The sequence below is a fragment of the Candidatus Dorea massiliensis AP6 genome, assembly GCF_964245105.1.
Lineage (GTDB): Bacteria > Bacillota > Clostridia > Lachnospirales > Lachnospiraceae > Laedolimicola > Laedolimicola intestinihominis.
This window is the reverse complement of sequence record NZ_CAXTKW010000006.1, coordinates 96,887-118,476: the sequence shown is the minus strand read 5'-3', so window position 1 is coordinate 118,476 and position 21,590 is coordinate 96,887. Positions and strand designations below refer to the sequence as shown.

At 53.1% G+C, this 21,590-nt stretch carries 20 protein-coding genes and 1 other annotated feature; all 20 genes read right to left on the bottom strand.

The genetic code is table 11. From position 1 onward, the window contains the following. Window positions 1-150: 150 nt before the first annotated feature. The 20 genes from ACESZP_RS07990 to ACESZP_RS07895 all read right to left on the bottom strand — a co-directional run bounded on the left by ACESZP_RS07990 (window position 151) and on the right by ACESZP_RS07895 (window position 21,535). The gene (locus tag ACESZP_RS07990) at window positions 151-597 is read right to left on the bottom strand and encodes a 4Fe-4S dicluster domain-containing protein (RefSeq protein WP_499708695.1); all 447 of its coding nucleotides are present in this window, start codon (window positions 595-597) and stop codon (window positions 151-153) included. Next, window positions 598-2,694 (bottom strand): molybdopterin-containing oxidoreductase family protein, encoded by a 2,097-nt coding sequence (locus ACESZP_RS07985; RefSeq protein WP_499708694.1) that lies wholly within the window; start codon window positions 2,692-2,694, stop codon window positions 598-600. Continuing rightward, a complete protein-coding gene (locus ACESZP_RS07980; RefSeq protein WP_499708693.1) occupies window positions 2,695-3,879 on the bottom strand; it encodes a MalY/PatB family protein in 1,185 nt (394 codons plus the stop codon). It lies immediately after the preceding gene. A 73-nt stretch (window positions 3,880-3,952) separates the two neighbouring features. Next, a complete protein-coding gene (locus tag ACESZP_RS07975; protein ID WP_499708692.1) occupies window positions 3,953-5,317 on the bottom strand; it encodes a Na+/H+ antiporter NhaC family protein in 1,365 nt (454 codons plus the stop codon). Between the two features lie 114 nt (window positions 5,318-5,431). After that, entirely contained in the window at window positions 5,432-5,920 is a 489-nt protein-coding gene (locus ACESZP_RS07970) for a SpoVA/SpoVAEb family sporulation membrane protein (RefSeq protein ID WP_499708749.1), read from the bottom strand. Between the two features lie 98 nt (window positions 5,921-6,018). Continuing rightward, the gene (locus ACESZP_RS07965; RefSeq protein WP_499708691.1) at window positions 6,019-6,438 is read right to left on the bottom strand and encodes a stage V sporulation protein AB; all 420 of its coding nucleotides are present in this window, start codon (window positions 6,436-6,438) and stop codon (window positions 6,019-6,021) included. Then, window positions 6,435-6,587 carry a hypothetical protein gene (locus ACESZP_RS07960; protein ID WP_349164794.1) on the bottom strand — a complete coding sequence of 51 codons (153 nt, stop codon included), beginning with the start codon at window positions 6,585-6,587 and terminating at the stop codon, window positions 6,435-6,437. The genes ACESZP_RS07965 and ACESZP_RS07960 overlap by 4 nt, the downstream gene beginning before the upstream one ends. 159 nt (window positions 6,588-6,746) lie before the next feature. After that, on the bottom strand, window positions 6,747-7,499 hold the full coding sequence (locus ACESZP_RS07955) for an amino acid ABC transporter ATP-binding protein (RefSeq protein WP_499708689.1): 753 nt from the start codon (window positions 7,497-7,499) through the stop codon (window positions 6,747-6,749). Next, window positions 7,499-8,287, bottom strand: coding sequence for an amino acid ABC transporter permease (locus ACESZP_RS07950; protein WP_499708687.1), 789 nt, complete (start codon window positions 8,285-8,287; stop codon window positions 7,499-7,501). Before ACESZP_RS07950 ends, ACESZP_RS07955 begins: the two co-directional genes overlap by 1 nt. Window positions 8,288-8,434: 147 nt before the next feature. Next, window positions 8,435-9,331, bottom strand: a complete 897-nt coding sequence (locus ACESZP_RS07945; protein WP_499708685.1) for a transporter substrate-binding domain-containing protein — start codon at window positions 9,329-9,331, stop codon at window positions 8,435-8,437. A gap of 150 nt (window positions 9,332-9,481) precedes the next feature. Beyond that, on the bottom strand, window positions 9,482-10,198 hold the full coding sequence (locus tag ACESZP_RS07940; protein WP_178038361.1) for a SigB/SigF/SigG family RNA polymerase sigma factor: 717 nt from the start codon (window positions 10,196-10,198) through the stop codon (window positions 9,482-9,484). A 3-nt stretch (window positions 10,199-10,201) separates the two neighbouring features. Then, a complete protein-coding gene (gene spoIIAB, locus ACESZP_RS07935; RefSeq protein WP_178038362.1) occupies window positions 10,202-10,630 on the bottom strand; it encodes an anti-sigma F factor in 429 nt (142 codons plus the stop codon). Next, window positions 10,630-10,959 (bottom strand): anti-sigma factor antagonist, encoded by a 330-nt coding sequence (locus tag ACESZP_RS07930; protein ID WP_178038363.1) that lies wholly within the window; start codon window positions 10,957-10,959, stop codon window positions 10,630-10,632. The genes spoIIAB and ACESZP_RS07930 overlap by 1 nt, the downstream gene beginning before the upstream one ends. A 189-nt stretch (window positions 10,960-11,148) precedes the next feature. Continuing rightward, window positions 11,149-12,639: a tetratricopeptide repeat protein gene (locus ACESZP_RS07925; protein WP_499708682.1), complete on the bottom strand. Its 1,491-nt coding sequence runs from the start codon at window positions 12,637-12,639 to the stop codon at window positions 11,149-11,151. A 26-nt stretch (window positions 12,640-12,665) separates the two neighbouring features. Beyond that, window positions 12,666-12,818, bottom strand: a complete 153-nt coding sequence (locus ACESZP_RS07920) for a hypothetical protein (protein WP_178038365.1) — start codon at window positions 12,816-12,818, stop codon at window positions 12,666-12,668. Next, complete coding sequence (locus tag ACESZP_RS07915; RefSeq protein ID WP_499708680.1) at window positions 12,815-14,119, bottom strand: bifunctional folylpolyglutamate synthase/dihydrofolate synthase; 1,305 nt, start codon at window positions 14,117-14,119, stop codon at window positions 12,815-12,817. The genes ACESZP_RS07920 and ACESZP_RS07915 overlap by 4 nt, the downstream gene beginning before the upstream one ends. Next, window positions 14,116-16,359: an LTA synthase family protein gene (locus ACESZP_RS07910; RefSeq protein WP_499708678.1), complete on the bottom strand. Its 2,244-nt coding sequence runs from the start codon at window positions 16,357-16,359 to the stop codon at window positions 14,116-14,118. The genes ACESZP_RS07915 and ACESZP_RS07910 overlap by 4 nt, the downstream gene beginning before the upstream one ends. A 16-nt stretch (window positions 16,360-16,375) precedes the next feature. Continuing rightward, window positions 16,376-19,087, bottom strand: coding sequence for a valine--tRNA ligase (locus ACESZP_RS07905; protein WP_499708676.1), 2,712 nt, complete (start codon window positions 19,085-19,087; stop codon window positions 16,376-16,378). A gap of 68 nt (window positions 19,088-19,155) precedes the next feature. Next, window positions 19,156-19,386: a binding site (T-box leader), on the bottom strand. 67 nt (window positions 19,387-19,453) lie between these two features. After that, window positions 19,454-20,971, bottom strand: a complete 1,518-nt coding sequence (locus ACESZP_RS07900; protein WP_499708674.1) for a purple acid phosphatase family protein — start codon at window positions 20,969-20,971, stop codon at window positions 19,454-19,456. Window positions 20,972-21,124: 153 nt separating this feature from the next. Next, a complete protein-coding gene (locus tag ACESZP_RS07895; RefSeq protein WP_186872732.1) occupies window positions 21,125-21,535 on the bottom strand; it encodes a hypothetical protein in 411 nt (136 codons plus the stop codon). Window positions 21,536-21,590 lie beyond the last annotated feature (55 nt).

The following is a 21,590-nucleotide window of genomic DNA, read 5'->3' as shown; positions in this document are numbered from 1 at the left end:
AGAGTAGATGTTCTTGATACTGAAAGACAATTACTATAAATAAAATAAAGCCCTACCCAAAGGGTTTTTATGTAATAGGGATTTCCAATCGGTTTTCCTATTACATAAAAAATTCAAATTCTAATTTCTGAAAAATTATAAATATCTGATTTATTCTTCCATATACAGCGCCCCGGTCGGGCACACCCGCACGCAGGCCGGGATTTTGCCGGCGCGCTGGCGCTCGATGCAGCCGTCGCATTTCTGGATTTTGCCGTGACGGTCCAGGGAAATGGCCCCCATACGGCAGGCGTTCAGGCACTGGCCGCAGCCGTCGCAGATTGCTGTATCATAAAGTACCAGGCCGCTCTCTGTATCTTTGTACAGGCAGCCGGGCTCACAGGCAGTCACACAGGCCGGTACCCGGCAATGGATACAGGAATCCGAATGGAACCGGAAGCTTACCTGACCGTCCCGGCACACTTCCTCGGTATACACCTGGCGGAACGCCCGCTCGCCCTGCTCCACGTCCGTATTTTTCTCATCCATGCAGGCCATGGCGCAGGCACAGCAGGCCGTGCATTTGCTCCGGTCGAACCGGATGGTTTTCGCGCTCATTCACCGCACCTTCTTTCGTATGCCCACCCGGCTGCTGCGAAAGGCCGGAAAGCCGGAATAGGGATCCACGTTTTCCGGATCCAACAGGGTATTTACGTCCACTTCCGGATAGCCGTGATAGATATACACTGTGCCCGCATCCGCCATATGGGTCAGGTTCGCCTTCAGACTGATGCAGCCAAAGGCTGTATACACTTCCATCTCATTCCCCTGCTGCAAATCAAGTGCTTCCGCGTCCGCCGGATTCAGATCCGCCATGGGCTCCGGCCTGAGGGATCTGGCCCAGGGGACTCCGTGCAGTCTGGAATGCAGCGCGCCGGGCAGCCGGGGACCTGAGCACAGGGTAAACGGATACTTTTCACGCTCGGACTCATCGCTTGGCTCCCGGTAGACCGGCAGGCAGTCCAATCCACAATCTGGATACTTCTTCCTGAGCTTTTCTATTTCCAGAGAATATAGCTCGAATTTTCCGCTGGCCGTCGGGAAGCCCTGTGAAAGCATGCTCCCGGGCACAGGCGGTTTTGCCCCCGGCACCTTCACCGGAAGTTCTTCCGTCAGAAGCTCCTTGTAGGACACGGGCAAATCGGAAATCAGATACCGGATACAGGCTTCCGGCCCTGCAGTCAGGAGCTCGTCCGAAAGCCCTATTTCCCGGGCCAGGTCGCAGATAATCCGGACGTCTGACCTGGACTCATACAACGGCTCAATCACCGGCTGCGTCACCGTCAGATAACCGCCACCCCAGGCCTTCAGCTCACTGCGCTCAAAGGAAGTGCAGACCGGCAGCACGATATCGCAAAGCTTCGCCGTATCCGTCAAAAACAGATCCGTATCCACCAGGAAATCCAGCGTCTTCAACGCTTCCGCCAGCCGGTCGCTGCCCGGCGCTATCCGGTGGTTCAAACCGAAGCCCACCAGCGCCCGAAGCTTATAGGGCTTCTCCTCCCGGATCTGTCTCGCCAGATCCGTAAACTGTGCCTCGTCAATCAACGCATGCCACAGCGGATATTTCTCACCGCCCACCGGCGGCCGATCCAGCTTTTCATTCGCTTTCCCGGCGAATTCCTTTTCCCGGGTGGAAAAGCCTGCTGCCTGATAATTATAACTGAATTGCACCGGAATCTGCCCACCCGGCCGGTCAAAAGAGCCGGTAATGGCCGACAGGGCCATAATCGCCCGATAGCTCTGGAACCCATTCCTGTGATGGGCGATGGGCGCGGCGCTCTCATTGATTGCAAGGGGCAGATTCTGTCCAATGAGTTTCGCTGCCTCTACCACCTGCCCGGCAGGCACACCGGTCAGACGCTCCACCTTCTCCGGTGTAAATTCCTTTACATAGGCCGCATACTCCGAAAAGCCGTAGACATATTTTGATACATATTCCCGGTCATACCAGCCATGTTCCATCAGCTCATGGGCCAATCCCAGCGCCAGCGCCCCGTCCGTGCCGGGATGAGGACGCAGATGCAGATCCGCAAGCCTCAAGGACGCGGGCGTAATCCGGGAATCCACGATGATCACCTTCATGCCCTGCTTTTTCGCCGCTTCTACCCCGGCCGCCGCCAGATTCCGGGAATAATAGGGGTTATAGGCCCAGCCCAGAAACACGCCCGCCCGCTCCACATCCGGCTTGCACATCACATTGCCGGTCACGGTCAGCCATTGCAGAAAGGTGGAAAACATACAGCTGCCGGACTCCGTCATGTAGTTAGGCGTGCCAAACTCATTGGCAAGGCGGTGCAGCCAGGGGCGATACCATTTGGTATAACCGGAGAAAAATACGACTGCTTCGGGGCCGCTCTCCGCCCGGATCTTCAGAAGCTGTTCCGCAATACGGCGGTAGGCCTCCTCCCAGCTGATGGACCGAAATTTCCCGCTGCCCCGTTCGCCCACCCGAAGAAGCGGCGTCTGAATCCGGTCCTTTCGGTACACATACTGCCTGGCCGACAGCCCCTTGGCGCAGAGAAGCCCGTGGTTCTGGGGATGCTCCGCTGTTCCTTCTATTTTCACAATCTGCCCGTCCCTCACATAGGCATCGATGCCACAGTGAAAGGACGGGCAGCAGATATCACAAATCGTCCGTTTGATTTCTTCCATCTAGTTATCCCTTGTAAGTCTCTCTGCTGCTTTTCGGATGCGCTCCAGACCTGCCGTAAGGGTCGCCCTGGCACAGCCGAAATTCAGCCGTACAAACTGTCCGCTCCGCTCCCGGTAGGCATCGCCCATGGACAGCCGCACACCGGCCTTCTGAAAAAAGCCCGGTAATTCCTCTGCCGTAAATCCCAGCCCACTGCAGTCCAGCCAGACCAGAAACATGGCCTCCGGGAAAATGGGGTGAATCTGCGGCAAATAAGTCTTCAGATAATCCAGAAGATAGTCCCGATTGCCCTGTAAGTATGCCACCAGCTGATCCGCATAGGAATCCCCGTATGTGTACGCCGCTTCCATGGCCACCAGGCTCAGGCAGCCAACTCCCGGCGAATTCTTGGCCAGCGCCGTGCGAAACCGCTCCCGCAGTGTCTCATTTTCTATGAAGATCACAGAAGCTGCCGTGCCTGCCACGCTGAAAGTCTTGCTGGGCGAGGTGCAGGTAATCGTCCGCCCGCAGAATTCCTTCGACAGGGACGCCAGCGGAATATGCTTTCTGCCGTCGTACACAATATCACCATGAATCTCATCCGACAGCATCAGTACTCCGTATTTCCCGCAGATTTCCCCGGCTTTTCGAAGCTCTTCCTCTGTAAAGCAGCGCCCCTCCGGGTTCTGGGGATTGCAGAACATCCATATCCGGCAGTCACGGACCTTTTCCTCGAAATCCGCCCAGTTGAATTCATACCGGCCATCCCGAAGCTCCATGGGACTGTCCACGGTCTCTCGGTCATTTTTCTCGATCACCTCAAAAAACGGATCGTAAATCGGCGTATTGATGAGAACCTTGTCCCCCGGCTCCGTAAAGGCCTGCACCGCCGTCGCCATAGCGCAGTCGATGCCCGGCGTCACGGTAATCCACTCCGGCTGTGCCTGGAAGCCATGCCGCCGCAGCTGCCAGGAAGCCGCCGCCTGAAGACAGGACGCGGACGGACGCACATAGCCGTAAATGCCGTGATCCACGCAGGCCCGCAAGGCCTCATTTACCTCATCGGGCGCCGGAAAATCCGTGTCCGCCACCCAAAACGGAAGCAGCATGTCACTGCCGCTTCCGATATATTCCTCGCCCCATTTCGCGCTGTTGTGCCCGATGCGGGAAATGGTGGTGTCAAAATCATATATTTTTCCGCTCATACCTGAATCTCTTTCATCTTTATGAACTCATGATACCACATATCCTGCAGATATGCACGCACCATCTGGCGGACTACATTACGAATCCAAGCACCAGATAAATCACAACCGCAATCGCCGCAAAAGTCAGCGAATATGGCAACTGTGTCTTCACATGAGACACCACGTCACAATCACAGGAAGAGCAGGTCATAACCGTCGTATCGGAAATCGGAGAAGTGTGATCTCCAAATACCGCGCCGCCTGCGATGGCTCCGGTAATCAGCGCCACCGGCACGTTCAGCGTCAGTGCCATGGGCAGCAGCACCGGCATCATAATCGCGATGCTTCCCGCGCTGGTTCCCGTAGAGAAGGAAAGCAGGCAAGTGGCGATAAATGCAAGGGCCGTAAATACCATCGGAGAAATGAGCTGTACCAGCACGCCAGACAGAAACTCCGCGGTTCCAAGCTCACCCAGAAGGTTGCTGAGGGCGTAGGCAAATACCATGATAGCCACGATGCCGGTCATGCTTCCGCAGCCCTGGAAAAAGACGTCCAGAGTCTCGCCAAATTTCATAACCTTGTGGATAGCCAGATCCAACATCAGATACAGGCTTCCGAAGAAAATACCCAGGATCAGTCCAGTCTCACTGTCGCCTGCTGTAAAGAAGTAAACCAGCGCGAAGCCAATCATAATCGCCAGCGGCACCACCAGATAGCGGGCCTTGCCGGTACCCGGATGCTCCACCTCGCCATTCAGCGCGTCTGCGTCCGCGTCCGCAGCGTTCATGTAGGCTTCCTCCGCCTTCTTCATAGGGCCGTACTCAATATGTAACAGGGTAAATACAGCCACGCCCACAACAGCCAGAATACAGTAGAAATTAAATCCAATGCTTCGAATCATCACAGAGGTCGGATCCGCCACGCCCTGCGCTTCAATAAAACTGGCGATATACGGACCGTAGGCCGCGATCGGAATCAGAATAGACATGGGCGTCGCCGTAGAATGCACGATCCACGCCGTCTTCTCCGGAGAGATTTTGAAGGCCTTGGTAAATGGTCTTGCGATGGCTCCGGTGATCATAACGCTCATGGTTCCGTCCAGGAACATCAGCACGCCGATAAGCCAGGTAAACAACTCCGCGCCGATGCGGGACTTGACCACGCTGCGCTTCGCAATCATAAAGTGGGTGAAGCCCTTTAAGCCGCCCGCCTTTTCAATCAGATAGAAGAGCCCGCCCAGCATCAGCAGAATGAAGATAATCGAGGTGCTGGAGTGGCTGGAAAACACGTCCACCATCATATCCTTGGTGCTGACCAGCACGCCGACCACATTGGGATTCAGGATAAAATTGCCCAGAAGCAATGCGATAAAAAGCGCAATAAATACATTTTTGGTCACCAGAGCCAGGATGATGGCTGCCAGAGACGGGAGAATACTATAGATGCCGTAATTCATTCGAAAATTCCTGCCTTTCCTCATTGGTTGCCACTTTGCAGTGGAAAGCTGTGGAGCATCTACACTGCTTTTTTGCTATCATACCTTTATTAACCTACTTTGTCAATAGGTATTCTATAGTATTCCAAGTATTTTCAATACCCAGTATCCTAACCCCAGCATCCAGCTGGTAAAAATGCCATATAGAATTACCGGCCCGGCGATGGTGAAAATCTTGCAGCCGATGCCGAAGACCTGGCCCTCCTTCTGGTACTCGATGGCCGGGGCCGCCACGCTGTTGGCGAAGCCGGTAATGGGAACCAGAGCACCTGCGCCGCCCCATTTGGCAATGGAAGGGAAGATATTAAAGCCTGTCAGCACAGCGCTTAGGAGCACCAGGATCAACGAGCACCAGCTGCCGGCTGTCTCCTTATCAAGACCTACATTCAGGGCATAATTGATAATCCACTGCCCCATGCAGCAGATAATTCCGCCTGTCACAAAGGCCTTCGCCATCTGGCTGCTAAGCTCATGGGTGGGCGTCACATCCTTCACATACTGGTTATACTGCTGCTTCTCCGCCTCGTCCGGCTGCTGCCGCCGGGTTTCCCGGGCTTCGCCGATGGGATTTTGCACTCTCAAATCACTGTCATACGCCCTCAGCAGCTTATGCTTCGGGCTGTCCTGAATAGTTACCAATTCTTTCATAACTGTTTTTCCTCCTAAAATCGGAAATAATAGTACAGAAACGACCCAACCGTCCGTCCCGCCGCCATGGACGCGATCATCAGCCCAAGCCCTCTGCGTAGATCCATCCGTCTGGTAAAAATCGGAACAATATTCACAATCTCTGTCAGCGCCATGGCCCAAGCTCCCACAAAAATTCCGGAAAACAGGCCGAAAATACCGGCACCGGCCTGTCCCAGCGGCAGTACCGTCTGATACACGCTGATTATATTGCCAAGAATAGCCCCCACGGAAATTGCATCCTCATACCAGAAAATATACCGGGCTGTGCGGGTCTGATCCGCAAACTCCGACACCAGTCCCAGCGCTATCATCAGCGCAAACAGGCCTCCCGCCACGCCAACCCCCGCGCTTAAGCCCGTCACCGCCATCAGCGCCTGCTTTCCGATACTCACGCCAGCTCCTCCTGCACCGTCCGGTAGACCAGCGTCCCGTCCGTCACCGGCTCCTCCTTCTCCCGCGCCAGCATATACCATGCCATCCCCGCCGTCACCAGCACCAGCAGCAACACCCACAGCCATACCCGATACTTCGTATGATTCATGGGAGCACACCTCCTTTTTCGAATTCCATTTCTGAAAAATAGTGTGCTTCATTCATAAAAAATTATACATCTTCGCTCCACCAAAAAGCGGGGCTGGAATCGTCGCCAATCACAAATGACAATTCCAGCCCCGTCTTTCGTCCGTTATATATTCACTTTTCAAATACTCGCATTCCGGAACCGCGCCAAAAACTCCTTCGTCTTCTCACTCTCCGGCGCCCCGAAGATCCGCTCCGGCGTCCCTTCTTCCTCGATAACGCCCTCGGACATATAGATCACATGGGTCGATACATCCCGCGCGAAAGCCATCTCATGGGTCACCACCAACATGGTCAGCCCCTGCTTCGCCAGATCCTCCATGACGCTTAAGACCTCGCCCACCATCTGGGGGTCCAGCGCAGAAGTCGGCTCGTCAAAGAGCAGTACCTCCGGCTCCATAGCCAGGGCCCGGGCGATGGCCACACGCTGCTTCTGACCGCCCGACAGCTGCCGGGGCTTGGCATTCAGAAAAGGCTCCATGCCTACCTGTCGCAGATACCGAATCGCACTCTCCCGGGCCTCCTCCGGCTTCTTCTTCGCCACCTTCACCTGCCCGACAATACAATTTTCCAGCACCGTCATATTATTAAACAGGTTGAAATTCTGGAACACCATACCCACCTTGGCACGATAAGCCGGCACATTCACCTTCGGATCCGTGATATCCTGTCCGTGAAACAGAATCGCGCCTCCTCCCGGCTCCTCCAGAAGATTGATGCAGCGGAGCATGGTAGACTTACCGGAACCGGAAGCGCCGATAATGGACACCACATCCCCTTTACATACCTCAAAATCAATATCCTTCAGCACTGCATGATTTCCAAAGCTCTTTTGCAGATGGGAAACCTGCAGAATCCGTTCTTTCTCACTCATTATCCGCGTCTCCCTTCTCCGTCATTTTCCCGGACTGTACGAAGCTGATTGCCGATATCCATGGTATCTACCAGCTCGTAATTGGCGTCGCCGTCCATCCTTTTCTCCACCAGAAGTAAGAGTCTCGAAGTCACCAGGGTCATGGTCAGATATATAGCCATGACGATGGTCGCAGACTCAAAATAGGTATACAACGCGCCCGCCACACTCTTATGTACGAAGAACAGGTCTACAATACTGATAACAGACAATACAGACGTATCCTTAATGTTGATAATCAGGTTGTTGCCTATCTGCGGCATAATATTGCGGATGGCCTGGGGCAGGATGACATTTTTCATAGCCTGCACATGAGTCATACCGATGGCCTTGGCGCCCTCCATCTGACCGGGATCCACGGAAATGATACCGCCCCGGACGGACTCCGCCATATAGGCTCCCGTGTTAATGGATACCACCAGAAACGCGGCGGACCACATTCCCAGCTGAATATTAAATACCTGAGACAGGCCGTAGTAGATAAATACTGCCTGCACGATCATGGGCGTACCGCGGAACAGCTCCACGTAGGCCTTCAGGATGATTTTCACCACCCGCAGAAGCCCTCGCTTCGCGGCACTGTCGCGCTTCTTATCCACCGGAATAGTCTGCACTACGCCGACCACAAAGCCAATCAGACAGCCAATGGCCGTGGATACCAGAGCAATCACCAGCGTCGTTCCAGCTCCCTTCAGATAAGAAGCACCGTAGCGCTGAAGCAGGTATCCGATTCTCCCCAGAAAACTCATATTTGATATGGACATCTTATGTTCACAGCTCCCTTTTATTTTCCTAAAAATGTAACTGCTTCATACGCTCACAGTTACGCCAAACTTTTCTCTGTAAATTTCGCGAAAGGGCGTATTTACGCCCTTTCATTTTTCCATATTTTTACTTTACTCAGACAGCGGCTGTACGGAGATAGCTTCGTCCATCATGCTGTTGAAATCGTCAACGGTCATCGTAGCCAGTACGCTGTTGATACCGTCCAGGAGCTCGGTGTTACCCTTCTGTACAGAGATTCCAATATTGATCTCCTCGTCGGATACCGCGAAATCATCATCTGTATCCGTGAAGTCCAGAAGCTTCAGATCCGGGTAAGCTACGCAGGCCGCCTTTGCGGTCGGCATGTCGGTTACGACCAGATCGGTACGTCCACTCTCCAGAGCTACCAGCATAGCCGGTGCGGATTCCTGTGCAGGCTGGATGTTCGCGTCCTTGAGCTGCGGCAGGCACACATCATACCAGATAGTTCCCAGCTGGGAAGTACAGGTAGCGCCCTCGAAATCAGAAATACCCTTAGCATCTGCCAGCGGTCCGTCGGCCTTTACCAGGCTGACTACAGATGCATAGTAGTACGGGGTAGAGAAATCTACCATTTCCAGACGGTCAGATGTAATGGACTGGCCTGCGATCACGCAGTCTACCGTTCCGGACTGAACAGCCGGTACCAGGGAATCCCAGTCAAGCTTTACGATCTGCAGCTCATAGCCAAGCTCGTCCGCAATCTTCTTTGCCATCATGACATCGTAACCATATGCGTAATCGGAACTGTCATTAATGGGAACGGCTCCGTTGGAATCATCCGGCTGGGTCCAGTTGTAGGGCGCGTAGCCGCACTCCATGGCTACCTTCAGAACCTTCTTCTCTCCTGTGGTATCTGCGGAAGCTGTCTCCTCCGCAGCTTCTGCCTTGGTGTCTGCTGCTGCGGGCTCCTCTGTCTTGGATCCACAGGCTGTCAGGGATACAGCCAGTACAGCGGCTGCGGTCAGTGCGAATAATCTGTTTTTCATAATATGCTCCTCCTTGAATAAAAAAAGGAGTTCCAGAAAGATAGATCCTTACCTTTCTGAAACTCCGTTGTTTCTGGGGACATTATAGCCCGTCAAATGGCAGATTTCAAGTTTTTTTTACGGTTTTTTGCGATTTTTCCATATTTTTCTCTATCCGGCCCGCTTTTTCAGAGCCGTAAGAATCTTTTTTTCCAGTCTGGACACTTGCACCTGGGTCATCCCCAGCTCCCCTGCCACCTGAGCCTGAGTCTTATCGCAAAAGAACCGGAGCACAATCAGCCGCCGCTCCTTCGGCTCCAGCGTGTCCAGAAGCTGGCGGACCAGCATCCGCGTGAGCATCGCTTCCTGTTCGTCCTTTTTCTCCTCCACCCGATCCATGAGGCTCACGCCCTCGCCGTCTCCCTGGTAAATAATTTTGTGCAGGGATTCCACCTCACTGCAGCTGTCATAGGCCTGGGCCAGCTCCTCCGGCTCCACTCTGAGCCTGGCTGCCAGCTCCTCAAGCCCCGGCTCCCCGCCCTGCTCCATCAGAAGCTCTTCCCGAAGTCTTGCGGCCCTCACAGCCAGCTCCTTTAAGGAGCGGCTCACCTTAATGATACTGTCATCCCGGAGAAACCGCCTGATTTCCCCGGCTATCATCGGTACCGCATAGGTAGAGAACCGGACCTCATAGCTCAGATCAAAGCGCTCGATAGCCTTCATCAGACCGATAGCCCCGATCTGGGTCAAATCCTCGGCCTCCGCTCCTCTCCCCAGAAAACGACGGACCACATGGTGGACAAGTCCCATATTTTCCTGTATCAGTGTCTCTCTTGCCTCTTTATCTCCGTCCTGTGATCTGCGAATCAACTCAGCGGTGCGATCCATGGGTCAGTCCTTTCCTCTGCCGATTCGCTTCCGCAGGGTCACGCAGGTGCCTTTTCCCGGCTCCGACTCCACCAGTACTTCATCCATGAAGGCCTCCATAAAGAGGAAGCCCATACCGGATCGCTCAAGCTCCGGCCTGGATGTATACAAAGGTTCCATGGCCTGTCCGATATCCGCGATGCCCACACCCTCGTCCCGCACCCGCAGGGTCAGTAAGTCTCCTTCCAACTCCCCTTCGATAGTAATCGTATGTACCTCCCCCTGATAACCGTGGATGATAGCGTTGGTCACGGCCTCGGAGACCGCTGTCTTCACATCGGCCACCTCTTCTACACTGGGGTTCAGCCGGGCCAGAAAGGCCGCCACAGTCACCCGGGCAAAGGCCTCGTTGGCAGAAATACTGTCAAATTCTACCTTCATTCGATTTGTCATCACTTTGCACCTCCTCGCATTTCTTCCACCGGAATCAGTTTTCTGACCCCGGACAGCACCAGAATCCGCTCTACTCGCTGTCCTACCCGCACAGCCCGCACGGTTCCGCCCAGGGCCTGCATCATTTTATAACGGCCCATCAGCATGCCGATACCGGAGCTGTCGCAGAATTCCGTCTCCGAGAAGTCAAAGACGATTTCCCGTACATCCTTTGCCTGCACCAACTCGTCAGCCCTGCGGCAGATGGCGTCGGCACTGTGGTGATCAAGCTCCATGGGCACCCGGATATACAGGGTCTGTTTCTCCAGCTTCATTCTCTCTTTTCCCATATTTTTACTCCTTTCCATGGAAAATGGGCCGCCCCTGCCAGGCCTTTTCCCGTAAGACAACAAAAAGGACACAGGAACCGACATTTCTGTCAATTCCCATGTCCCTAACTTCAGGGTTTATCATCTGTATCATGTTCTCACGGCTTCAGCAGCAAGTGCTTCAGCCTGTAATGTACATCTTGCATACTATTACTGCTGCGCCGCCTGATCCTGCGCGGCCGTATCCGCTGCCGGATTCTGCGTCGTGGCCTGTGTCTGCGTCGTACTCTGCGTCTGCACCTGACCGCCCAGCCGCGCGATAGCGCTGGTACAATACTTCGCTCTGGATGTTCCGGGGTAATTATCCAGGAACTTCTGGAACATGGCAATGGCCTCGTCATTCTGCTGCAAAGCCTCGTAAGAACGCGCCAGATAGTAAACGGCATAACCGTTGTCGTATTTCTCATCCATGGCCACCACCTGAACCAGGTTGGTCACCGCTTCCTCATAGTTCTTTGCGTCGTAAGCCGCAGCGCCCGCGTCATACAGATTCTTCACATCGTCCGCATGGAGCGCTCCATACATCTGATTATAGATGGCTTTGGCATTATCCGACAGTTCATCTGCTTTGACGCTATCCAGGGCCGTGGTGGCGGTATCCGTATCGCCGGCCTGGAAGCTGGTATACGCGTCAATCAGCATCTCATAGCTGCCGCCGGGGGCTTCCGCCGCGCTCTCCGAGCTGTCGGCTCCCGTGCCGTTCAGTTCGTCTAACTGACTCTGCAGATTATTGATCTCCGTCTGCTTCGCCGTAATCTGATCGCTGTATTCCCGGATCTGCGCCGCAGTCTGGTTACGCACGGATTTCACCTTGGCCGGAACCGCCAGAAACCACATCAGCGCCACGCCCACCACCAGTCCGATGAAAATATTCAGCACCACATTAACGCCTGTATTCTCTTTATATCCTGTCGGCATGATAATGGTCTCATTGCCGCTGGTATAGGAGATAATATCCGGATCTTTACTCTTATTTCCCTTACTCTCTTTCTGTCCCTCGGCTTTTTGTCCGCGGCTTGCGGACTTTCCGACCAGAGTCTCCAGCTCCGCCTGATAATACAGGGAGATATTATCGGTCCTGTCGATGGCCAGCGCCCGTCGAAGCTCCCGTCCTGCCCGCTCGTACTCCTCCGTCTTAATATAAAGGAGCGCCAGCAGCTGATGCGCTTTCACCAGATTCGGATTCAGGGAAAGCACCTTCTTCAACTGGATAACCGCCAGATCCTCACTGCCCTGCTGGCAGTACAGCAGAGACTGATTGTATTTCTTGATAGTCTGGTTAATAGTCTCTAACCGAGCCTGGTTCTCCTGAATTGCCTGAATATACTCGTCAGCGATATTCTTCTCCGGTTCCAGGTTCTTGCTGATAATCCACTCGGTCAGGGCGGATACCACCTCGCCCACCTCATAGTAAATCAGTCCCAGCAGATTTCTTGCCGGTATATTATGCTTATTCAGCTCCAGACTATAACGCAAATCCTCTGCCGCCGCCGACAGGCTCCGCGCCTTCGCCTTTTCCAGTCCCCTATTGTAATAGGTGTTGGACAGCCGGATAATTTTCTCGTATACATGGATCTCTGTTCCGCAGGAGCTGCAGTATCCCGGATCCGTAAGTGTAGCTCCACATTTCACACAGCGCATAGCTTTCTCCTCCGATATCCGCGATCCTAGCTCTGGCGGCGTCCGCCCTTCATCTCTTTCAGCATCTCGTCAAGCAGGTCCGACATGTCCTTCGGCTTGTTCCTGTATACATTATCCTCCACCTGCTCCACTTCCAGGCTCGGATGAAATTTCTTCAGTTCTTCCTCAAAATCAATCATTTGCCGTCCTCCTTGTCCCGTAATATCTTCTTTATGCTTCCTACCAGATACAGGGATCCGACACAGAATAAGATGCCGTCGCCCTTTTCTCTTAATGCCTCTTCAAACGCTTCCTTTACATCCGGAATCGCCTTAATCTCTTTCTGTCCGAACTTCTCAAAGAGTCCTTTAGGCTCCTTCACATTCACGCTGCGATAACCGCCGACCTCAGTCACGATAACACGTTCCAAACGCAGCTCTCTGCAAATGGTCTCGATCATATGACGATAGTCTTTGTCCCCCACCGCTGCGAATAAAAGCGTCACCGGGAAGTCCTTTTCCAGACGTTTTGCAGTCTTTACAAACTCCTCCACGCCTGCTTCATTGTGCCCGCCGTCGATGATAACGCCCGGCAGCACCGTCTCCATTCTGCCCTGCCAGCGCATCTCGGAGATACCCTTGCGGATAATCCCGTCTGTGAACGTGTCACCGCCCTCCATCACACGAATGGCTGTCACAGCTTCCGCAGCATTCTTCATCTGATATTCCGCCACGCTGGTAATCGACAGACTGATACCATCATAATACCCACAATCTATAGAAAAATCAATGCTTTTCTCGGTCGCACCCAAAATCTTATACATATCCGGACGAATACCATAGACCGGCGCATGCATTTCCTTTGCCCTGGCCAGAATCACCTCTTCCGCTTCCTTACAGGACGCGTCATAGACTACCGGAACACCCTCTTTGATAATGCCTGCTTTCTCACCTGCAATGGCCGCCACCGTATGACCCAGATACTCGGTGTGATCGAGGCTGATAGATGTCAGCACTGTGACCAGCGGATGGGCAATGGAATTGGTAGCGTCCAGACGTCCGCCCAGGCCCGTCTCCAACACCAGATACTCTACGCCTGCCTCCCTGAAAATGACCATGCCAATCAAAAACAGCAATTCGAAATAGGTCGGATGTGGATAGCCCTCCTCTTTCATTTCATTGACGCAGTCCATGACCTTCTGAAAGGCCATAAGAAATTCCTCGTCCGACACCTGCTTCTCATCGATGACAAAGCGCTCATTGATGTCTACCAGATGGGGGGAAGTAAAAAGACCCGTGCTTTTGCCCGCCGCATGGAGGATGGAGGCCAGGAAAGAGCATACGGAGCCCTTTCCGTTGGTGCCCGCCACATGCAGGATCTTCATACTGTCTTCCGGACTCCCAAGCCTTTTTAAAAAGGCCCGGGTGTGATCCAGTGAATTTTTCTTTGTGAATTTGGGTGTTTCCTCAATATAATCTACAGCTTCCTGATACGTCATCATTGTGCAGCTCCTGTCCCTTCTGCTTCGCTGTCTGCCGGCGCAGTGCCGGTGGTTTCTTCGCTTCCTGTATCTGTGGTTCCGTCAGTTTCTTCCATGTCGGTGGTATCGCCGCTCTCATTGGTTTCCCCCGTCTCTTCCTCCGCCACCGGAGCCACATACATCATCGTATTGCCTTCGCTCAAGACGCGCTTTGCCTTACCCGGAGCCAGCTGCTTTACCGACACCAGCGCGTCCTCGGTCAGCTTGACCTTCTTCACCTGCAATACATGATTGCTGATAAACTTGGTATTCTGCCACTCGTCGTTGATGTAGATCTTGCTTGCCGTCGTAAAATTACTGCCGAATACATACACCTTATTTTCATCCGGCAGAGAAATCACACGCGTAATCTCCGGCTGATGGATGCCCATCTGCATATCAATGGTCTCGAAAGGCGTGGTGCCGTCGTCACCGTAAGCATATTTCTTGCCATACAGCAGGTCATACTGCAGAAGCTCCATATCCTGTAAGTACCATTTCGTCTTACGGCGGTTCTGGTGGTACTGCATCATGGTTCCGGTATGGATGTTTACCTTATCGAGAACCTCCGCTGCTATCTGGTAAGAGCAGAGGGTCTGATCCACCTTCTCCAGTCCCATATTGTCCACGATCACATAGCTGGTGTCGAAGAGGTAACGGTTCGTCACGTCCTCCACCGTCAGTCCCAGAGTCGGCAGATGGTCGCCGTACATAACAAGCACGTATTTCTCACCGAAATTATCCAGTGCGTCAATCAGATCCGCTACGAACTGATCCATCTCATGGAGCTGGTTTACATAATACTCCCACTGATTGTTCTTCTCTTCGGTGGCCGCGCCGGTCACCTTGATGGCCGGATCCTCCAGCACCTTCTCTGTGGGATACTCGCCGTGTCCCTGTACGGAAATGGTGTAAATAAAGTCCTGACGGGCCGTGGATTTCAGGTTGTCCAGAATCTGATCCACCAGAATCTCGTCCTTCAGCCAGCCGTTGGCTGTGGTATTGGACACATCCATATACTCTTTGGACGTATAAGTATCAAAGCCCAGGTTTTTAAATACGTCCGCGCGGCTGTAGAAGGTTGCCTTATTATTGTGAATCGCATGGGTCGCGTAACCCAGATTCCGCAGGTCATACGCGACGCTTTCGCAGGTCGTCTTCTTCAAAATTGTCTTGTACGGATACTCACCCGGTCCGAAATACCGCAGGTTCATACCGGTGATGGACTCAAACTCCGTATTGGCCGTTCCGGCTCCCACAGACGGTACCTTGTACGCGCCGGAGGAATACTCCTGCATCAGCCGATGGAAATTCGGAATGGGATCCTCAGAAAACTCCAGCCATTCTACGGTCGTCGGATCGAAGAAGGTCTCCAGCTGCAGCATCAGGATATTGGGCTTCTCTGTATCGTTATCCTCGCTCAGCGCTGTCTGCTTGTCATCCTCCACGATCTTGTCAATGGTATCCTTGGAATAATCATAGGGCTCGCTCATACCGGTGGCCAGAAGACTGCAGAAAAAGCAGTAGGGCAGGCCGTAATCCTGGTAAGCAAACGCAATATTTCCAAAATAAGTGGACAGCACTCGCTGCTCCAGGCAGAGCTTCGTGCTTCCCGCAAAGAGCACTGGCACAATAATCACGCCTGCGATGCTTAAAGGCCATTTTATCTTTTTCTGATACTTCGGCGCGAATTTCCACAGAAGAAACAGCACCAGAATCGCCAGCACGACGCCGCCCACCTGGGTAATCAGCTTCAACGGCGACATATACAGACCTACCACGTCCAGCGCGTCGGTAATCAGATGCAGATCCTGTCCGGTAAACGGCGTAACGCGGCTGCTTAGTATCGTTCCGTTCATATAGCCCAGGTATATCCAGAAGGCCGTAATCAGAAGACGCACAAAAATACGTCTCCGGAACAGATACACAAGCATAAAGGTCATGAAAATCATAAAGGTATTATAGGCAAATACCTTCGGACTTCCTGTCATAAAATTCCATGCTTCCAGTGCGGAATGGCGGGACATGGCTTCCATAATGAAATAGATTCCTGCCGACATAACCGCATGAAGCACCAGGGAAAACCGGTTAGCGATAGCTACCGGCTTTTCCATCCGACTGCTGCACCCCTCACTCCATTTTTTCAGGACGGCCGCGCAGCGCCCGATGAATCGCTTCACCACTGCGCCGCAGGCCTTAACCTTTTGTAAAAACTTTTTCATAAATTCCTCTCTATTCTTATTTCACAAGCGCTGCGAGATGTTCTTTCACCTGATTCATCATCTGGGTGTACTTCTCCAGCTTCTCTTTCTCCTCGTCAATCTTGCTCTGGGGAGCCTTGCTGATAAACTTCTCATTGCTCAGCATACCGTTCACACGGGCCAGCTCCTTCGTCAGACGCTCCTCCTCTTTCTTCAGACGCTCAATCTCTTTTTCCAGATCTACCAGCTCCGCAAAGGGCATATAAACGGCTGCGTCCGGAATCAGCGCGGAAACCGCGTCCTCACCGATACCGCTCTTATCCTCCTGAACCGTTACCTGGCTCGCATAGCTTAAGGTACCAAAGAAGGCCTTGCTGCCCTCGAATACCTCCCGCACCTGCGGCTTCTCGGATACTACGATCACGTGAGCCTTCTTGCTGGGCGGTACGTTCATGGAGGAACGCACGTTACGGATAGCGCGGACAGCCTCTTTGATCAGCTCTACCTCGGCCTCTTCCTTTTCGAAGCTCCACTCCTCCTTAAACTCCGGCCACGCGGAAATCATGATGGATTCCTCTCCGGTCAGATTCCGGTAAATCTCCTCAGTGATGAACGGCATATAGGGATGCAGAAGCTTCAGGGCATTGGTCAGAACAGTCTTCAGGGTCCACAGGGCTGCCGCCTTGGTCTGATCCTCTTCATTATAGAGACGGGGCTTCACCATCTCGATGTACCAGTCGCAGAACTCCTCCCAGATGAAGTCGTAGAGCTTCTGGACCGCGATACCCAGCTCAAACTTGTCCATGTTCGCAGTCACATCCTGCGCCAGGGTATTCACCTTGGACAGAATCCACTTGTCCGCGCCGGTGAGCTGTGTGAGATCCATTTCTTTTACGCAAGCTCCAGACCTGCGGTCCGTCGCTGACTGCTCCGTTGAAAATGAATACTCGCTCTGCTCGTGCTCATTTTCCTTCAGAGCAGTCACATTCATCATGATAAAACGGGAAGCGTTCCAGATCTTGTTGGCAAAGTTACGGCTGGCCTCCACGCGCTCCATATAGAAACGCATATCGTTGCCGGGCGCGTTGCCGGTAACCAAGGTGAAACGCAGGGCGTCTGCGCCATACTGATCGATGATCTCCAGCGGGTCGATACCATTTCCCAGAGACTTACTCATCTTCCGTCCCAGGGAATCCCGCACCAATCCGTGAATCAGTACATGATGGAACGGACACTTTCCGGTCTGCTCATAGCCTGAGAATACCATACGGATTACCCAGAAGAAGATGATATCGTATCCGGTTACCAGTACATCGGTGGGGTAGAAGTAATCCAGATCCTCGGTGTTCTCCGGCCAGCCCAGGGTAGAGAAGGGCCACAGCGCAGAGGAGAACCAGGTATCCAGGGTATCCGGATCCTGTGTGAAATGGGTTCCGCCGCACTTGGGGCAGACGGACGGCATCTCGCGGTCTACCACAATCTCACCGCAGTCGTCGCAGTAGTAAGCCGGAATCCGGTGTCCCCACCAGAGCTGACGGGAAATACACCAGTCGCGGATATTCTCCAGCCAGTGCAGATAAGTCTTGTCAAACCGCTCCGGAACGAAGGTCAGGTCGCCATTCTTCACTGCTTCGATAGCCGGCTTTGCCATCTCCTCCATCTTTACGAACCACTGCTGCTTGATCATGGGCTCAACGGTGGTGCCACAGCGGTCGTGGGTTCCTACATTATGGACATGGTCTACCACCTTCACCAGCAGACCCTGCTCCTTCAGTTCCTCTACCATGACCTTGCGGGCCTCGTAGCGATCCATGCCTGCGTACTTGCCGCCGTTCTCATTGATGGTTGCGTCGTCGTTCAGAATATTGATCTCCGGCAGGTTATGACGCTTTCCTACCTCGAAATCGTTGGGGTCATGTGCCGGGGTAATCTTTACTACGCCGGTACCAAACTCCTTATCTACATAAGCGTCTGCGATAACCGGAATCTCACGACCTACCAGAGGCAGGATCACGGTCTTACCTACGATATCTTTATACCGCTCGTCATCCGGGTTTACTGCCAGGGCGCTGTCGCCAAGCAGGGTTTCCGGTCTGGTGGTAGCGATCTCTACAAACTTGTCACTGCCCTTAATCGGATAATTGATATGCCAGAAATGGCCTGCCTGCTCCTCGTGCTCTACCTCTGCGTCAGAGATAGAGGTCTTGCAGACCGGACACCAGTTGATGATACGGGATCCCTTATAGATATAGCCCTTCTTATGCAGGCGCAGGAATACCTCCTGTACGGCCTTGGAGCAGCCCTCGTCCATGGTGAAGCGCTCTCTGTCCCAGTCGCAGGAGGAGCCAATCTTCTTCAGCTGATCTACGATGGTGCGGCCATACTCTTCCCGCCACTCCCAGGTTCTCTTTAAGAAGCCCTCGCGGCCCAGCTCATTTTTATCAATGCCCTCAGATTTCAACTGGTTGATGACCTTGACCTCTGTGGAAATGGACGCATGGTCAGTTCCCGGAATCCACAGAGCATTGTAGCCCTGCATTCTCTTGTAACGGATCAGGATATCCTGCAGCGTATTGTCCAATGCGTGTCCCATGTGCAGCTTTCCTGTGATATTGGGAGGCGGCATGACAATCGTGAACGGTTTTTTACTCCGATCCACCTCTGCATGGAAATACTTTTTCTCCAGCCACTCTCCGTAAATACGATCCTCCATTGCTTTGGGATCGTAGGTCTTTGCCAACTCTTTCATTCTGTTCCTCCTTCATTTTTCTTTCGCTTCTTGAACCAGTCGAAAAAAATAAGCGCCCTCTCTTATCCTGAAAGGGCGCTTGTGCGCGGTACCACCTTACTTTATGAAGCGACACTGCCGCTTCATATCTCTCACCCTTTAACGCTGGTCGGGCGTGAATGGTTAATAAGACCTCCGTTCACCATTCCGGCTCCAAAGCTACCTTCCGCAGGCGACCCTTCCACGACAGCCTCTCAGCCCATGAGCTGTCCTCTCTTTTGACGTGCGTCCCGCGTACTCCTCTTTTTCTCCGCCTTTATGTTATTCTATCCAGTCTAACTGTAGGTAAATATAGCAGTCTTTCCGCGGATTGTCAAGGTTTCCGCACTATTCTTTGCGGATTGTGTACTCGTCGCAGACGGTCCAGTTGTCTACGGTATAGGCGCGCAGATGCAGCTCCGTATCTGTCACATCAAAGCGGATGGCCGTAGGCTCCTGCGCCTGACTCTGGAATACCAGATTTTCGTTGGGTGTCGCTGCCTGATACAGGCTTCCGCTGGACGTTCCGCAGACCACAAACATGGTTCCTTCCGGGTTGACCGCCACCCCGCCTGTGGAATAATCATAATTGTCGTATCTCTCACAGCGCCGGTTTGTGAAAGCAGAACGGGAATAGATGGAATCGTGACCGGTAATCACCAGGTCAATATCATTATCCTCGCAGATATAACCCAGGGAATACCGAAGCTGAGAATCCATGCGTTCCTGATATTTCGCCACACTGCTGTAGGCCGGATAATGCTGGATGATAACACGCCACCGGGTATCCGGGTGCTCGGCGATAACCTTGGGAACATATTCCTCGTGAATGTCCACCGGCTGGTTGGTCGTACTGTTCAGCACGATAAATAATACATTTCCCCGGATGAAATAATAATCTCCATCCTTATCATATTCACTCATACCGTACTTCTCGGAGCGGTTCGGCACATTGAAATGTTCGTAAAAATACGGTCCGCCGCCGTAGCCCAATTCCTCGGAAATCTGTTTGTTGGCCACGTCATGATTGCCAGTCACCGGTACCAGCGGAATCCTGTAGAGTCCCAGATGATCCAGAAAACCGCTGTATTCCTCAGGATTGCCAAACTGGGCTACCTGATCGCCCGTATGCACCAGGAACTGCGCTTCCGGCACATATCTGGTAAGCCGGGTCACCACCTTGTCCCAGTCCTCGATGCTGACCTCTTCCTCCTGATACTGATCCTGACCAATCTGCGCGTCGGAAGTCACCAGGAAAGTAAACCCTTCCTTTGTATCGCCTTCCGGCACGGTGTACCGGTATTCCGGAGACCAGCCGCCCGCGTCATTTCCTACTTTATATGCATAAGTCATGCCCGGCTGAAGTCCGGTCACAGTTGCTTTGTTTACATAATATCCCGGCATAGTCCGGGACGAGCTGCAATCAGCCGTCACCATCTGCAAATCACCATTCTGCACCGTGTACCAGCTGACCTGTCCGGCACTGCTGCTGGGCGACATCCAGTTCAGACGAATCTCCCCGTCCGTTCCGCCCACTTCCAGGCTAAGATATTTAATTGGTGTGGCAGATAACAATGGTTCACTCTCATAATCTGTCACAAAAGTACTTTTCTCCTGCTCCTGACGCGCAGCCTCATCGGCTGCGGACGGATCTGCCGTCGGCTCCGCCTCTGTTGGCGTCTCCGTCACCTCTGTCACCGGTTCCTCTGGCGCATCGTCAGCTTCGCCAGGCGTCTCTATCTTAATTTCCGCATCTGCAGACGCGTCCGCTTTCTTCTGCTTCAGTGTCCAGGCTACCGCGATCACCAATACCAGCAAAATGCCCGCCGTAATCACCGTCCGGATTCCTCCGTTATTCTTTTTCATAAAATCTCTCCTCTTTCGCTGCTGCTTCCTGTCATTTCCCCCTCCACAGCGGATGGGATACTAAATCATACTCTAGCATTATATTCCAGTGAGTTCAAGAAGATACCGGGTTTTTTAAGAATCTTTTGAATTTCTTAAGAAAAAGGCAGGGCCCTATCGGGGCTCTGCCTTTCCCGCAAAATGCGGATAGCTGTTCTTATCGTCGTAATAGTACCAGGTTCTTCCGCAAATCTCCGCCGGATGCTGTGTATCTCCCTCCGGAATCGGCGCTTCCGCATTGCAGATCTCCTGATCGTGCATAAACAGTACGTGGTGTACCGGTTCGTCGAACTGGATAAACCACTCCTCCCAGGGATAGTCCTTCTCCCGAAGCTCCTTCGGCGGAACTGCGTGAATCACATACTCCCGGATTCCTTCTACCGTACAGGGAATCTTCTGCCAGGAATAGGACGCGTACAGCCGGTCCGTCTCCTCCTTCAGGCCACCGAAGATCTCCTCACAGTTGTATCCGAGGGCTTCCAGCTCCTTCTTGATACCCTCCTGCTCCAGTTTTTCCAAAAGCATACCTCATACCTCCTGCTGCATCTGCGATGCTAAAATTTTATTGTAAAACCACTGG

Excerpts from the sequence above, each read along its gene's own strand:
- ACESZP_RS07990 (WP_499708695.1), bottom strand. The coding sequence starts at position 597 with ATGAGCGCGAAAACCATCCGGTTCGACCGGAGCAAATGCACGGCCTGC.
- ACESZP_RS07985 (WP_499708694.1), bottom strand. The coding sequence starts at position 2,694 with ATGGAAGAAATCAAACGGACGATTTGTGATATCTGCTGCCCGTCCTTT.
- ACESZP_RS07980 (WP_499708693.1), bottom strand. The coding sequence starts at position 3,879 with ATGAGCGGAAAAATATATGATTTTGACACCACCATTTCCCGCATCGGG.
- ACESZP_RS07975 (WP_499708692.1), bottom strand. The coding sequence starts at position 5,317 with ATGAATTACGGCATCTATAGTATTCTCCCGTCTCTGGCAGCCATCATC.
- ACESZP_RS07960 (WP_349164794.1), bottom strand. The coding sequence starts at position 6,587 with ATGAATCATACGAAGTATCGGGTATGGCTGTGGGTGTTGCTGCTGGTG.
- ACESZP_RS07955 (WP_499708689.1), bottom strand. The coding sequence starts at position 7,499 with ATGAGTGAGAAAGAACGGATTCTGCAGGTTTCCCATCTGCAAAAGAGC.
- ACESZP_RS07950 (WP_499708687.1), bottom strand. The coding sequence starts at position 8,287 with ATGAGTTTTCTGGGGAGAATCGGATACCTGCTTCAGCGCTACGGTGCT.
- ACESZP_RS07945 (WP_499708685.1), bottom strand. The coding sequence starts at position 9,331 with ATGAAAAACAGATTATTCGCACTGACCGCAGCCGCTGTACTGGCTGTA.
- ACESZP_RS07940 (WP_178038361.1), bottom strand. The coding sequence starts at position 10,198 with ATGGATCGCACCGCTGAGTTGATTCGCAGATCACAGGACGGAGATAAA.
- spoIIAB (WP_178038362.1), bottom strand. The coding sequence starts at position 10,630 with ATGACAAATCGAATGAAGGTAGAATTTGACAGTATTTCTGCCAACGAG.
- ACESZP_RS07930 (WP_178038363.1), bottom strand. The coding sequence starts at position 10,959 with ATGGGAAAAGAGAGAATGAAGCTGGAGAAACAGACCCTGTATATCCGG.
- ACESZP_RS07925 (WP_499708682.1), bottom strand. The coding sequence starts at position 12,639 with ATGCGCTGTGTGAAATGTGGAGCTACACTTACGGATCCGGGATACTGC.
- ACESZP_RS07920 (WP_178038365.1), bottom strand. The coding sequence starts at position 12,818 with ATGATTGATTTTGAGGAAGAACTGAAGAAATTTCATCCGAGCCTGGAA.
- ACESZP_RS07915 (WP_499708680.1), bottom strand. The coding sequence starts at position 14,119 with ATGATGACGTATCAGGAAGCTGTAGATTATATTGAGGAAACACCCAAA.
- ACESZP_RS07910 (WP_499708678.1), bottom strand. The coding sequence starts at position 16,359 with ATGAAAAAGTTTTTACAAAAGGTTAAGGCCTGCGGCGCAGTGGTGAAG.
- ACESZP_RS07905 (WP_499708676.1), bottom strand. The coding sequence starts at position 19,087 with ATGAAAGAGTTGGCAAAGACCTACGATCCCAAAGCAATGGAGGATCGT.
- ACESZP_RS07900 (WP_499708674.1), bottom strand. The coding sequence starts at position 20,971 with ATGAAAAAGAATAACGGAGGAATCCGGACGGTGATTACGGCGGGCATT.
- ACESZP_RS07895 (WP_186872732.1), bottom strand. The coding sequence starts at position 21,535 with ATGCTTTTGGAAAAACTGGAGCAGGAGGGTATCAAGAAGGAGCTGGAA.